The sequence below is a fragment of the Streptomyces sp. NPDC090022 genome, from assembly GCF_044748145.1.
Taxonomy (GTDB): domain Bacteria; phylum Actinomycetota; class Actinomycetes; order Streptomycetales; family Streptomycetaceae; genus Streptomyces.
Genome location: NZ_JBIVFN010000010.1, coordinates 1 through 12535, shown reverse-complemented (window position 1 = coordinate 12535; position 12535 = coordinate 1). Strand labels below are relative to the sequence as shown.

General features: G+C 73.8%; 15 protein-coding genes. 9 read left to right on the top strand and 6 right to left on the bottom strand.

Annotation, left to right across the window (positions count from 1 at the left end; genetic code table 11):
- Positions 1-2 precede the first annotated feature (2 nt).
- Positions 3-1097, bottom strand: coding sequence for an MBL fold metallo-hydrolase (locus ACIPXB_RS19385; protein WP_401451306.1), 1095 nt, complete (start codon positions 1095-1097; stop codon positions 3-5).
- A 255-nt stretch (positions 1098-1352) separates the two neighbouring features.
- On the opposite strand from ACIPXB_RS19385, the gene ACIPXB_RS19380 reads away from it, so the two are divergent.
- The 3 genes from ACIPXB_RS19380 to ACIPXB_RS19370 all read left to right on the top strand — a co-directional run bounded on the left by ACIPXB_RS19380 (position 1353) and on the right by ACIPXB_RS19370 (position 3554).
- Positions 1353-2450 carry an alpha/beta hydrolase gene (locus ACIPXB_RS19380; RefSeq protein ID WP_401451304.1) on the top strand — a complete coding sequence of 366 codons (1098 nt, stop codon included), beginning with the start codon at positions 1353-1355 and terminating at the stop codon, positions 2448-2450.
- A gap of 34 nt (positions 2451-2484) precedes the next feature.
- Positions 2485-2712 carry a hypothetical protein gene (locus ACIPXB_RS19375; RefSeq protein WP_401451301.1) on the top strand — a complete coding sequence of 76 codons (228 nt, stop codon included), beginning with the start codon at positions 2485-2487 and terminating at the stop codon, positions 2710-2712.
- 86 nt (positions 2713-2798) lie between these two features.
- Entirely contained in the window at positions 2799-3554 is a 756-nt protein-coding gene (locus tag ACIPXB_RS19370; RefSeq protein ID WP_401451298.1) for an AMP-binding protein, read from the top strand.
- A 21-nt stretch (positions 3555-3575) separates the two neighbouring features.
- Here ACIPXB_RS19370 and ACIPXB_RS19365 read toward each other — a convergent pair whose 3' ends face one another.
- A complete protein-coding gene (locus ACIPXB_RS19365) occupies positions 3576-4157 on the bottom strand; it encodes a TetR/AcrR family transcriptional regulator (protein ID WP_401451295.1) in 582 nt (193 codons plus the stop codon).
- A gap of 150 nt (positions 4158-4307) precedes the next feature.
- Between ACIPXB_RS19365 and ACIPXB_RS19360 the strand changes: the two genes are divergently transcribed.
- Complete coding sequence (locus ACIPXB_RS19360; RefSeq protein ID WP_401451293.1) at positions 4308-4730, top strand: hypothetical protein; 423 nt, start codon at positions 4308-4310, stop codon at positions 4728-4730.
- Positions 4731-4756: 26 nt separating this feature from the next.
- Here ACIPXB_RS19360 and ACIPXB_RS19355 read toward each other — a convergent pair whose 3' ends face one another.
- Positions 4757-5545: a YqjF family protein gene (locus ACIPXB_RS19355; protein ID WP_401451291.1), complete on the bottom strand. Its 789-nt coding sequence runs from the start codon at positions 5543-5545 to the stop codon at positions 4757-4759.
- Between the two features lie 58 nt (positions 5546-5603).
- Positions 5604-6797, bottom strand: coding sequence for a LuxR C-terminal-related transcriptional regulator (locus ACIPXB_RS19350; RefSeq protein WP_401451289.1), 1194 nt, complete (start codon positions 6795-6797; stop codon positions 5604-5606).
- Between the two features lie 144 nt (positions 6798-6941).
- On the opposite strand from ACIPXB_RS19350, the gene ACIPXB_RS19345 reads away from it, so the two are divergent.
- Entirely contained in the window at positions 6942-7322 is a 381-nt protein-coding gene (locus ACIPXB_RS19345; RefSeq protein WP_401451287.1) for a peptidase inhibitor family I36 protein, read from the top strand.
- Positions 7323-7403: 81 nt separating this feature from the next.
- Here ACIPXB_RS19345 and ACIPXB_RS19340 read toward each other — a convergent pair whose 3' ends face one another.
- Positions 7404-7787 carry a hypothetical protein gene (locus ACIPXB_RS19340; RefSeq protein ID WP_401451284.1) on the bottom strand — a complete coding sequence of 128 codons (384 nt, stop codon included), beginning with the start codon at positions 7785-7787 and terminating at the stop codon, positions 7404-7406.
- A 287-nt stretch (positions 7788-8074) separates the two neighbouring features.
- Between ACIPXB_RS19340 and ACIPXB_RS19335 the strand changes: the two genes are divergently transcribed.
- From ACIPXB_RS19335 to ACIPXB_RS19320, 4 genes are all read left to right on the top strand, one after another.
- Positions 8075-8704, top strand: coding sequence for a hypothetical protein (locus ACIPXB_RS19335; protein ID WP_401451282.1), 630 nt, complete (start codon positions 8075-8077; stop codon positions 8702-8704).
- 651 nt (positions 8705-9355) lie between these two features.
- Entirely contained in the window at positions 9356-10303 is a 948-nt protein-coding gene (locus tag ACIPXB_RS19330; protein ID WP_401451280.1) for a class I SAM-dependent methyltransferase, read from the top strand.
- Entirely contained in the window at positions 10300-10848 is a 549-nt protein-coding gene (locus ACIPXB_RS19325; protein WP_401451277.1) for a hypothetical protein, read from the top strand. The genes ACIPXB_RS19330 and ACIPXB_RS19325 overlap by 4 nt, the downstream gene beginning before the upstream one ends.
- A 122-nt stretch (positions 10849-10970) precedes the next feature.
- Positions 10971-11873 (top strand): hypothetical protein, encoded by a 903-nt coding sequence (locus ACIPXB_RS19320; protein ID WP_401451275.1) that lies wholly within the window; start codon positions 10971-10973, stop codon positions 11871-11873.
- Here ACIPXB_RS19320 and ACIPXB_RS19315 read toward each other — a convergent pair.
- The gene (locus ACIPXB_RS19315; protein WP_401451272.1) at positions 11807-11995 is read right to left on the bottom strand and encodes a hypothetical protein; all 189 of its coding nucleotides are present in this window, start codon (positions 11993-11995) and stop codon (positions 11807-11809) included. The genes ACIPXB_RS19320 and ACIPXB_RS19315 overlap by 67 nt on opposite strands.
- Between the last annotated feature and the right edge of the window lie 540 nt (positions 11996-12535).

Here is a 12535-nt window from a genome sequence, read left to right as displayed (position 1 = left end):
GGTCACCCGTCGGATCCGGGGCGCGGCGCGTCCGCCTCGGGGTCGGCGTCGGGGCCGGGGTCTGGGTACTGCAACGCCGGCCGGGACCAGGGCGCGTCGGCGCCGCCGGACTCCGGGCGCAGGCCCAGTTCGCGGAGCTGGTTGACGGCCATCATGGCGGTGAACATCGGGTTCGGATTGGCGCCGCCGCCTCCCAGACCGGCGAAGGCCTCCCCGTACCGGGAGGCGAAGGCGCTCGGCCGGATCCCTCCGCCGGCCGCGGTCAGGCCGAGTGCCGCCTCCTGCAGGGCGACCGCCTGATCCAACAGCCCGTCCAGGTACGGCGCCACCTCGGCGCCGCGCCGCACGGCGAAGGTGTGTCCGTCCGTCAGGACCGCCGCTTCCCCCTCCTCGAAGAGGCGGGCGACGGAGCCGAGCACGGTCTGGATCTTGAGCTGGTCGGCGTCGGCCATGGCGCCGCACGCCCCGTTGCCCTCGTCGGACAGGTGAAGGACGCCGCAGTCCCGCAGGTGCACGATCACATGCCCTGCGCAGTGGCCCTGGCTGCGTAGCACACGGACCGCACCGCCGGCGAAGCTCCAGCCGGTGAACCGGGTGGAGCCGATCCGGATCCGCTCCAGCGGCCGCTCCTCGTAGGCGCGGGTCGTCGCCCCGAACGGGCGCATCGGCCGGAAGAGCGCCGTCAGTGCGGCGGCGGCCCGCTCGGGCGCCGGCAGCGGCGTCACCCCGGCGATGCGGGCCAAGGAGCGTACCCAGTACGACAGCGGGTCGCACATCTGGCCGACGTCGGGCGCGGGGACGTAGTGCTCGGCCGGTACGTCCAGCGCGTCGGCCAGGTCGTTGTTGGCGACGTGGTCGGGGTGGCCGTGCGTGGTCAGCAGCAGGACCCGGGACCAGGGCCCGACACGGCCCGCGGCCTCCCGCAGCGCCGCCCGGAAGGCCGTGGTGACGCCCGTGTCGACGAGGACGAGGGTCTCTCCGGCCCGGTGCACGAGGGCGTTGGCGACGTCCGGCCGGCCGTGCGCGACGTCCAGCTCCTGCCCGAGGACCAGCACGGTCCTGTCGTCGATCCCGATCAGGTCGCCGAGCGCAGTCATACGTCCTCCCGCGGTCATACGTCCTCCCGCGGTCATACGTCCTCCCGCGGTCATACGTCCTCCCGCGGTCCCGTCGGGCCCCGCGACGTACACGAAGTGCCATGGGCCTCCTGCGGACGAGCCTACGCCGCACCCGGCGCGCTGTCCCCGCGGAGCCGCCACCCGGACGGTACGGCGTCACCCGTCGCGTCACGGCGCGCAGCCGCGCGGCGTGGTCGCTTGCCTGCCGGGGAGGCGGGCCGTGTCATGGGTGGCGTGGTGAACCTTCCCGCGCGTCGCTCCCTGCTCGCGGCCGGTGCGGGCGGATCCCTCGCGGCCGTGTCCGCGGCCCTCCTGCTCCGGGGCGGGGCCCGCCCCGGAGCGGCGGGACCGGCACCGTCCGCCGCCCCGCCCGCTCCGTCCCCCTCCCCGTCCGCCTCCGTCCCCGGCGCCGGCTCACTGCGCACCGACCTGACCGTGCACAGCCGGCTGCTCGGGCGGGAGGTCCCGTACAGCCTCTACCTGCCCGCGGGGGTGGATTCCGCACCCGACGGCCGCGGCGGGGCGGACGGCGGGATCCCGGTCCTCTTCCTGCTGCACGGGGCGAGCGGGAAACACACCGACTGGGCCGTCAAGGGCGGCATCGTGGCGACCCTGGAACGCACCATCACGGCGGGCCGGATCCCGCCGTGCGCCCTCGTCATGCCGGACGCCCGGCGCGACCCCGGCAGACCGGGCGGCGGGGCGGACGAGACCTTCTACATCAACGACCTGGGCGCCACCGATGCCACCGGTCCCACGGAGGCCACCGGAGGCATCGGGTCCGCAGGCGGCCTCCTGCGCTACGAGGACATGTTCATCGAGGAGTTCGTGCCGGCCGTCGAACGGGCCCACGGGCTGGGCGGCCGGCCGGAGCGGCGCGCCGTCGCCGGGCTCTCCATGGGCGGTTACGGCGCGCTGATGTACGCCCTGCGGTACCAGGGCGTGTTCGGTGCCGCCGCCGGCCTGAGCACGGCCCACTTCACCGACGAGGGCTACCGCTTGATGCCGATGCCGGAGTGGAACCGCTTCTTCGGCCACGCCTTCGGCCGGAACCTGGCCGGATCCGCCCGGCTGACGGACCGCGCCCAGGAGTACAACCTGGCCCGCATCGTCCGGCGCACCCCGCCCGGCCGGCTCCGGCGCACCCGCTACCACCTCGGCTGCGGCACGGAGGACTTCCACCACCTGCTGGGGACGGCGGACCTGCGGTCCGCGTTCGCGGCCCGCGGCGTGGACGCCGAGGTGGTGCTGGCGCCGGGCGGCCACGGCTGGGCGTACTGGAGCGTCGCGGCGGGGCCGATGCTGGACTTCCTGGGGCGGCAGTTCGCCTGAGCGCCCCGGCCGTTCCTCCTGGTGAGGGGCTCTCATGCGCGCCGGCGCGCATCCCGTGCTCTGCCCGCTCGCGCCCCACCGCGCCGCCGAGGTGCCGGAGATCGTACGGCTCACCCAGGCCGTCGGGTACGTCGCTCCCTCGACGCACGAGGGCTTCGACCACACGGCGATGGCCGCGGACATCGCGGGCCCGCTGGCCCTTCCTGCGCCGGGTCTTCACCTTCGAGGAGCCCGGCGCGCCCTCCCCCGTACGGCGGTCTGACGACCGATCCGGCCGGCTGCCAGTACTCCCCGCTGGGCACCATCGACGCCGCGCCCGAGCCGGCCCTCGCGCAGAGCGCCGACGAGGTGGCCCTCTTCCTGCTCTCCGGCGCGACCACGGCCGAGCGGCCGCTGCTCGTGCCACGCACCCACAACGACTACGCGTACCAGGCGCGGGCCGCCGCCGCTGCGGTGTCGCTCACCGAGGACGACGTGTACCTGGTCGGGCCGTCCGCCGAGTCCCCCTTCGCCGTCGGCCGCCCCGGTGCCGTCGGCACCCTCTCGGTGGGCGGCACCGTCGTCCTCCCGGATGCTCCGGGAGCCGCCGCACACCTCGCCCTCGTCGAGCGGGAGCGGGTCACCCTCACCTCCCTGGAGCCGGCCACCGCCGGGCTCTGGCTCGACGCGTTCCCCGCGGTCCGCGCCGACATGAGCAGTCTGCGCCTGGTACAGCTGGGCGGCGCGCCCCCGGACCGGGTGACGGCCGCACGGATCGGCGCCACGTGGGGCTGCCGCCTCCAGCAGGACGTCGGCATGGCCGAGGGGCTGGTGACGCTCACTGCGCCCGTCGGTCCGGACGCGTCGGAGCTGAGCACCCATGGCCGTCCGCTCTCGCCCGACGACGAGATCCGCATCGTCGGTCCGGGCGGCGAGGACGTGCCCGAGGGGGAGCGCGGCGAACTCCTCGTCCGCGGCCCGTACACGCTGCGCGGCTACTACCGGGCGCCCGTCCCCGATACGGGCTCCTTCAGCGACGACGGGTACTTCCGTACCGGCGTCCTGGCGCGGCGCACCCCGGACGGCGACCTGGTGATGACCGGCCGCCTCACGGAGCGCGCGTAGCCCCCACAGGCCGGGACCCCCTCAGCGCGCCACCCCTTCGGCGGCCGCGATGCCGGCGATCACCGTGTCCAGGCCGGCCTTGATGCGGTCGAGGTCCCAGCCGCGCTCGGTGCGCTGGAAGGCGAACAGGCCGGGCGTGTACGCCATGAGGAGCAGGTCCGCCAGGTAGGCGGCGTCGGCACCGGGGGCGAGTTCGGCGACCATGCCGGTGATCTGCTCGTGGTGCCGGCGGAACGGGGCGCTGTGATAGCGCCCCGCCGGCGCGCTCGACTCCGCGAGGAGCAGCAACTCCCGGTTTTCGTCGACGAGTTCGGCCAGGCCGTGCAGAAAGGCCCGCAGTCGGTCGTACGCCGGCGCGGCGCCCCCCTCGTGGCGCGCGAACGCCTCCTGGAAGCGGGTCTCGTTGTCCTCGATCAGCGCGTAGACGAGCCCCGCCCGGTTCTGGAACCGCCGGTAGACCGTGCCGACCCCCACCCCGGCCTCCTTGGCCACCGCGTCCAGGGGCAGCTCGGCGAAGCCGTCCACGGCGAGCAGCCGCCGGGCGGCGTCGAGGATGCGGAGGCGGTTGCGGGCGGCGTCGGCGCGCTCGGTGGGGGCGGTCATGCGGAGCAGCCTAGCGGACGTACCGGAGACGTCTCCGGTTACCCCTTGCGAATCGGAGAGCTCTCCGTTTAGTCTTGCGTCAGGTCAACCGGAGAGTTCTCCGGTTGATGGTCGGAGCTCCACCACGCCGCACCACAGGGAGATGCACCCATGACCGCCACCGCCCCCCTCCTGAACGGCCAGTTGATCGGTATCACGTACCACGCGATCGCTGCCGTGCGGGACCGGCTCCTCGCCGCCTCGGGCCTGACCTTCCACCAGTCCGTGGCGCTCAAGGCCGTCGCGGACGGACTCGACCGCGCCGGAGCCGTCGACCGCATGACGACGACACTGCAGATCGGCACCTCAGCGGCAGCCGCCCTCCTGGACGAACTCGTCGACGCGGGGCTGCTCGACAGCGCCGGTTCATCCCTCACCGACCAGGGGGAGCGGATACACCGAGCGCTCACGGACGCGGTGGCCGGGCTCACCGAGCGGCTGTACGGTGACCTGCCCGAGGCCGAGCGAGAGATAGCCGGCCGCGCCCTCGCCCACGTCACCGCCAGGGCGAACGCCGAACTCGCCGCCGGGTAGGCCCTTCCCCCTCTGCCGGAGAGACCTCAGAGCTGGGGACGCGGGCGCGGGTGGGGGACGGTGGTGGGGTCGGCGGAGGCCGAGGTGAGGGACGGGCGGCCGAGCCGCACCGGGACTCCGGGCGAGTACAGGACACTGACCGGGGCCTCGCGCGGCGTCGGAAGACCGGCGCTGGCCAGCAGGTCCTCCTCGCACGTGAGCAGCTCCGCGCGGTACAGCGGCCAGCGCGGATGATCGTTCGGGAGGTACGCCGCCCCGCCGAAGAAGGCGTTGTGCATGCCCCACCGGGCGGTGAGGAAGTGCTCCAGCTCGGTGGGCTCCTCGATCCGCTCGCCCCTGGCCACCGTGATGCGGCTGTGCGCCCCGCGCGGTCCGGGCCAGCGGCGGGAGCTGGCGTACTCGACGATGTCGCCCTCGGTACGGACGCTCATCCGCGACCACAGGTACGGCAGCCGGAAGCCGACCCGTCCCATCACGACCGGGATCAGCCGCGAGGCGTCCATCGACCGGAAGACGACACCGCGCCGCCCCTGCGCGTCGACCGAGTACAGGCGCACGTTGGTCTCCGGGAACGAGCCCAAGTACCGTATCCCGGGCAGCCGGAGCCACCCGACCCGGTGCATCCGGAACGCCACGAGCCCGACGTACGTGACCCCCTCGTGCGTGTCGGGCACCGTCCCGGCCGGCAGCAGCGGAGCCACGACGTCCGGGTCCACGGCCCAGTGGATGAAGGTGAGGTCGAGCCACTCCTGGGTCAGGAGCGGGTCGCCCACGACGGCGGGCGCCTCGGGGGTCACGGTCGAGGGCGGCTGCACGCGGCCAGCATGCCAGACCGCCACCGGCGGCTTTCACGTACCCCGCGCACCGCCGGGATCACGGCGCCGTCGTCAACCAGCCGCGCGAGCCCATGCCCCGGCCGCGCTCGACGTCGGGCCGGTAGTGCCGGAAGTACAGGAGCTGCAGGAGCCGGCCACGGCTGTTCGTCCCGGTCTTGTCGAACACCTTCTTCAGATGGTCCCTGACGGTGTGGGGGGAAATCCCGAGATCGTTGGCGATCTCGGAGTCGGACCGGCCGTAGACGACCAGGGCGGCGATGTGCTGTTCCCGGGCCGTGAGGCCGTAGGCCTCCATCATGATCCCGACGACGTGCTCGGGGCGGCTGGGCTGGACGACGACCGCCGTCCGCCCCGCCGTGTCCATGCGGGTGGCGGTGAGAGACAGCCACTGCCCGGTCCGGCCGCGCACCCGCGCGGTGGACTCGCCCGTCGCGCGGGCCTTGCTGCGCGCGTGCAGGACCGGTTGAGGGAGCCGGCCCACCGGCCCGCCCGCCCCGGACGCGGTGCCGCCCAGCTCGTCGAGCCATCGGTGCCCCGTCGCGGTCACTCCGTCGAGCTCGCCGTCGGGGTCGAAGGTCAGCAGGCCGGGTGCGGCCGGACCCGGGGACGCGGCCGGACCCGGGGACGCGGCCGGATCCGGGGACGCGGCCGGATCCGGGGTCGCGGCGGTGATGACGTCGTGGCGGAGGTACGCGCGACGCAGCGCCGGGGCGATCAGCGGCGCGAGAGACGACACGGCCGCGATCTCGGCGTCGCTGAACGCAGGCCGGTCGCCGCCGCGGTGCAGGACCAGCGCCCCCCACACGGTCCGGCCGCCGCACAGAAGCACGCGGACCTCGTCGCCCATCCCGGCCGGCCGGTAGACATCGCGGTAACGGGTGCTGCGCAGCGGCCGGTCGCCGGTTTCCCGCCACAGACCGGCCGCGATCCGGTCGCCCCGCGCGAGGTCCGGGAACTGGTTGACGTCCGCCTCACCGTGCTCGATCTCCAGCAGCCGGGGCAGATGGGTGTGCGGGACCCCCTTGTCGTGAAATCCCCCGGTGTGCAGGAGCGTTGCCGGATCGAGCGTCAGCCCGCACACGCCGTCCGCCCCCGTCACCGCGGGAAGGACGTCGTTCAGCCGGGCGAACAGCGTCATCGGGTCCGGCAGCCCCCGGCCCAGTTCCTCTATTCGTGCGCGGGCACGGCGTAACGCGGCATCGCTCGGCGCATGTGAGTTCGATCGGGTCATTCAGGTCTGCTACCACACCGCATCGAGGCGTGAAACCCCCACTTCCAGGGATCGAAGGGTTCCGGCCGCCGGAGTTAGCGTCGTCCCCGCATGACAGACCCGTGTCCCACGACGACGGACACGGCGTTCGACCAGGAGGATCGAATGAAGCGCATCCGCTGTACCGGCGTCGTGCTCGCCGCGGTCTCGTCCCTGCTCGGTATCAGCCTGCTCACCGCACCCACCGCATCGGCCGCTCCGGCCGACTGCCCGCGCGAGTACGTCTGCGTGTGGGACAACACCAACTTCCAGGGGGCACCGCGCTGGAAGTCCAAGGGCAAGATGACCAACATGTACACGCCCAACGGTGCCTCGATCATCAACAACGGCACCGCCTGGGCCGGCGCGGACCACATCTACTGGCGCTACACCTGGAACGACAGCCAGTGGTCGACCGGTTGCCTGCACTACCCGCCGGACTCCAACGCCCACGTCCTCTACGGCGCGGGAACGGTGAACTACACGTCGTGGGGCGACGAGTGCTGACCTGAGCCCCACCCCGCACGCGCGGGCGGACCGCCTCCCCTCGGGGGTGGAGGCGGCCCGCCCGTCATCCGGCCCGGTGGATCAGCACTCGCGCAGGCCCGGCGCGGGGTCCACCGACGTGTGGACGTCCACGGCCGGGACGTTGCCCCACTGGCCGTTGTCCAGCTGCGTCCAGTACCAGACGTTGTTGCCGCCGGCGTGGTTGTCGCCCCGGCCCCAGCACTGGAACCAGCTGAAGCTGGTGTTCAGCGGTCCGCGCACCGCGGAGTTGTAGCGGCGGTGCTCATAGCCCTTGGCCCCGGCCCGGTTGCCGCAATAGAGCTTGCCGTCGGAGCGCACGCCGCATTCGGCGGCGGGGGCACCGGGCGCCGCCTGGACCGCGGCGGCGGGCCCGGCCACGGTCGTCAGCCCCATCGTGAGCGCGGCAGCGGCGACACCCAGCGTGATCTTCGTACGTGCGGACATGGTTCCTCCTTGACAGTGGCTCCGGAAAGGAGCCCGATGGGGATGTGCGCGGGCCACCGGCTCGTGGCGGGCGGCGTCTCCCCCGTGCACCCCGCCGCCCGGTCGCGGCCCGCCCTTCGACAGTGGGCCGCGACGCCCCCTGGTGTCCAGGAGGCCCGTGTCGCCCATCGGGACGGGAAACCCCGGGAAACCCCGGGAAACCCCGCGGCCGCCCAGGAACCCCCCGACTCGGCCGAATTGCTGACACGCGCCGGTCCGCCGTACAGAATCGAGCCAGGCTGGCTGACGTGAGCAGCGGGACGGGGGCGTCGATGGGGCGGACACTGCGCGTGGTGATCGGCGTGCTGGTGGCAGCGGTGGCGGGGTTCGTCCTGTGGTACGCCTCGTACGTCACCACGATCGTCGTCTGGGAGTTGCGCAAGCTCTTCGCCTGGTTCGCCCTGCCCGTGCTGGCCGTCGCGGTCACCGCGGCGGCCTGGCTGGTGGTGGCAGGGCTGCGGCGGCGCGCGGGGCGCGACGCCGGCACCGGGAACGCGGCCATCGCGCTCGGATGCCTGGGCGCCGCAGTCGGGCTGGGCCTCACCATCGGCTGGCTGGTGTACGGCTCGTACCTCCAGGACCGCGCCTACATGGCCACCGCCCGGATCGTGACCGAACCCGTTCCCGGTCTGGCGGCCCGGTCGCCCTACGTGGTCGGCAAGTCCCAGGCCGCCCCGCACCTGGGCGATGTCACCGGTGAGATCGCCGACATCACCTACCTCCCCGACACGGACCGCTTCGCCACCCTGGTCGAGCGGCGCGGCTGGCTGACCGGGTACGAGGTCGGCCTCGTACAGGACGTCCCGCTCGGCGGCGAGAGCCGCAGCAAGGAACGCTGCGCGTTCGACGTGTCCGCGGCGGACAGGAGATCCGGGTGATCTGACCGGCTACACCAACGAGCAACTGGCCGACCTCCAACGCCGGATGACCGAGGAGATCGGACGCCGTCTGAAGGCGGGCTGAGGACCGGCCGGCGGCGGTCCGGCAGGCCGGGGACGGGACGTGGCCGCCGGCCCGCCGCGTCCCGACCGGAGTACGCTCGGCCCGTACCCCGCTCTTCGAAGCAGCCCCGCCGGCTCGTGGCCGACGGGCGCACCTACATATGGACGGTCCGCCACGGTCACCGCGTGCCGGCGGATGGCGGCTGCCGCCGGACCCTCAGCCTGCACGCCCATCCGCCGGGCACCGGCGGAGTGCTCCGCCTCGTCTTCGACGAAGGCCCCGGCCGGTACGTCGCGGGCTTCACCGCGGGATCCGGAGAAGTGGGCGCGGCCGGCACCGGCGCCCTGAACCTGCACGAACCGGGCACCGTACGGTTCCTGCTCGACTCGGCACTGGCCCACGGATGGGAACCGGCGGGCGACGGGAAACGAGACTCGACGGCTGGACCTTCCTGCCGGCGGCGGTGGCGGCCCACGGCTGAGCCCCCGCAACGCCGCAGGACCCAGCACCACGCCCGCCGCGCCGACGGCCGGTGGGGCGTCTCGCGTGTCGGCGTGCCCGACCGGCTGCGGTTAGGGTGTGCGACCGTGCCTCATCTCGAGATATCCGACCTGATCACCGCCACGGACCCGGTCGACGGAGCGCGGCTGCCGGTCCGCCGGGACGACGTGATCCGCCGGCTCCGTGAGGCGGGCGATCCGCGCGCCGCCCGTATCGTCGCGACGCTGCCCGCCGACAGCGACGGCGTGCTCGACCCGTACGCCGTCGACCGTCTGATGATCGGCGTCCACACCGAGCTGCAGCGGCTCAGCGAGGAACTGCGCCTCGGCGAGCGCCTCGTCCACGTGCTCAGCCCCCTCCTCGCCGCGGTCCGCGCGACCGCCGGGGACGGCCGGTCCGCGGAGCCGCTGCGCCTGGTCGACATCGGCTCCGGCCTCGGCTACCTCGTCCGCTGGCTGGCGGCCACCCGCGCCCTCGGCCCCGGCGTCGAACTCGTCGGCGTCGACCTCGACGCGGCACTGGTCGGCGAGGCCGAACGGCTGGCCCGCGCGGAGGAACTCGACTGCCGTTTCGTCCACGGCAACGCCTTCGACCTGCCGGAAGCCGCCACCGTCTACATCTCCACGGGCGTCCTGCACCACTTCCGCGGCCCCGCCCTCACCGAGTTCTTCCGCGCCCAGGCCGCCTCGCCCGCCCTCGCCTTCTGTCACTTCGACATCGCCGCCAACCGGATCGCCCCCGTCGGCGCCTGGATCTTCCACCGGGCCCGGATGCGCCACCCCCTCGGCCGCCACGACGGAGTCTCCTCCGCCCTGCGCGCCCACACCGACGAGACGCTCCTGCGCGCCGCGACCGTCCCGGGCATCCGGCCCCTGCTGTACGAACCCCGGGGTCTGGCGAATCCTTTCTGCACCACCTTGCGCCCCATCCTGGGCATCCGCCCCCATCTGGAGGCGCCGCTACGCCGAGCCATGGGCGACCGCGCCGCCCGGCGTCTGGTGGGGCCGGAGCAGTTCGCCGGGACCGCGCGGTGAACCCGGTCCTCCTCGCGCTCGCGCTGGGTCTGCTCGGCCTCGTCGACGCGGCGTTCAGCGGATTCCGGGCCTACGCCGGGCGCGACGCCCGGATCCGCAAGCACCGCGCCGTCGCCCGGGCGTCGGCGCGGGGCCTGGCCGTCGGCGCCGTCCTCCTGCTCGCCCCCGCGCTGACCGCCGCCGGCGTCCTGCTGGCCGCCGCCGACCCGGCCCGCACGTACGCCGTCCTGGCCGACGGTGCGATCGGCTACCTCGCACCGCTGGCGCTGTACGCCGCCGCGGTCCTGCTCTCGCTCGCGGCGTACTTCGTCCTGCCCTTCCGGGCCAGCACCCTCGCCATGGTGGTGGGCCTGGGCCCGCTGACCCTCCTGCGGCCGGTCGCCGTGGGTATCGCCTGCGTCGGCGCGTTCGTGTGCGGCGGTGCGGGCTCCCTGCTGGTCGGCGCGGTCGCGGGCGCCGCGGTCCTGTCCGTGGAGCCCTTCGTCCACCGCCGCTGGTACGCCGAGGCGCTCATGGCCGACCGGCGCCCGAGCGCACGGCCGTGACGAGCGCATCGGCGCCGCCGCCCCGACTCAAAGATTATTGAACACGTTCAGGGCAACTGGCAGTATGGCCGTGCGCTGACCGCATGGTCACCGCGCACGGCGCGCCGGGAGGGGGAGTGCCCGTGGACGCGAAGCGTTCCTACGGTCGGCTGCTGGTGGTCTCGACGCTGGTCCTGTGCCTGGAGGCGACGCTCACGCTGGTGGGCGGCGTACTCGTCGCCGTGACCCGGGAGCCGCTGCACATCGACGACTACCTCCAGGCAGCAGCGGCGTTCGTGTCCCTCTCGGGGGTGCTCGCGCTCGTGGCGGCGCTGCTGTCCCTGCTGGTGGTGCTCCCGGCCGTCGCGCTCGGCGACCTCCTCGGCCGCCTGACCGGCGGCCGGGACCTGTGGGCGGCGGTGCCGCTACTGGTCGGGGTGGTGCTCGCACCCCTCGCGTGGGCGGCGCGGGAAGGCGGCTGGACCACGTCCACCGTGCAGGTGACCTGGGCCGTCGCCACGGCCGTCCTCTCCGTGGCCGCCCTGGTCGGCCGACTGCGCCGGGAGGGACTGACCGGCCTGGTGGCGACGCGCGGCACGGCGTTCGTGGTGGGGGCCGGTCTCCTGGGCGTCTTCGCGCTGTGGACGGACATCGTCCCCAGGTACCGGCCGCCCGCGATCACCGCGGCGGCCGTGGTGGGGGTGTGGTCCGACGGCCGGGGCGGCTATCTGACCTTCGACACGGACGGCCGGGTGATCGCGGAGGGCATCGACGAGTTCTGGCCCGGCGGCGGCTCCAGCGCCGTACGGCGCAGCTGCTCGGGCCCGGGCACCTGGACCTTCACGGCCGGCCGAACCACCTGGAGCCAGCGGGTGGCCGTCGAGGTGGCGGGGTGCGCGCTGCCGGAGTGGAGCGTGTCCGGTACGGCCGCACGCCTGGAGCTGTTCCATTTCATCGGCGACCGGGACGACGACGACCGCTACGAGCTGAGGAAGCGCGACTGGTCGCCGTCCTCCCGGCCTTTCCGGGCGCGGCGGTCCAGGTAGTCGACCAGCCGTGTCTCGGAACGGGCGATCCGCTCCCGCTGGTCGTCCGGAAGCGGAGCGAGGGCGTCGACGAGGGCCCGCTGCCGGGGGACGTGCACCGTGTTCGCGCGGTAGATCGGCACGCCGAGCACCACGCGAGTGCGAGGCACCGCTCGTACAGGGGGGACTCGGGCGGATGGAACCGGTGCTGGTACGAACGCACAGGCGTTCCGCACGCAGCGCAGCGCCACCGGTCCCCGTCGGGAACGGTCTCCCAGGTCACTGTCCTGCGCCAGGGCTGCCACCTGGCGGCTGCTCTTCACGTCGTCATGCCGGGCATTCTCGTCCACCCGGGAGGTGTCCCGCTCGGATTTCGCGCATCCGCGGGTACGAACGGTGACGTTCGGTGAGATTCGGGGGCCCTGGAGGTGAGCCGCCCCATAGGGCCCAGGTCACACACGAACCGGGGTAGTAGTCATGAACCGTTCGATTTCACCACGCCGCAGGCCGCCCCCACCTGCACGGATCCGCTCGCCGCCCACCCCGGGGCCCCGGTCCCGTTCTGCGATGGCGCTTCGTAGGAGGCTTCGTTGCCAGGGCTTCGGCGGCCTGGCTAACTGGTGTTGTCGCCGAGGCGGCCGGGGCACACCGCCCCCCGCCGGACGAACCCCTCTCCCTCGCGT

What these genes read in the sequence shown, in the direction of transcription:
- ACIPXB_RS19385 (WP_401451306.1), bottom strand. Translation starts at nt 1,097, where the DNA reads ATGACTGCGCTCGGCGACCTGATCGGGATCGACGACAGGACCGTGCTG.
- ACIPXB_RS19350 (WP_401451289.1), bottom strand. Translation starts at nt 6,797, where the DNA reads ATGACCCGATCGAACTCACATGCGCCGAGCGATGCCGCGTTACGCCGT.
- ACIPXB_RS19340 (WP_401451284.1), bottom strand. Translation starts at nt 7,787, where the DNA reads ATGTCCGCACGTACGAAGATCACGCTGGGTGTCGCCGCTGCCGCGCTC.
- ACIPXB_RS19375 (WP_401451301.1), top strand. Translation starts at nt 2,485, where the DNA reads ATGCGCGCCGGCGCGCATCCCGTGCTCTGCCCGCTCGCGCCCCACCGC.
- ACIPXB_RS19365 (WP_401451295.1), bottom strand. Translation starts at nt 4,157, where the DNA reads ATGACCGCCCCCACCGAGCGCGCCGACGCCGCCCGCAACCGCCTCCGC.
- ACIPXB_RS19345 (WP_401451287.1), top strand. Translation starts at nt 6,942, where the DNA reads ATGAAGCGCATCCGCTGTACCGGCGTCGTGCTCGCCGCGGTCTCGTCC.
- ACIPXB_RS19360 (WP_401451293.1), top strand. Translation starts at nt 4,308, where the DNA reads ATGACCGCCACCGCCCCCCTCCTGAACGGCCAGTTGATCGGTATCACG.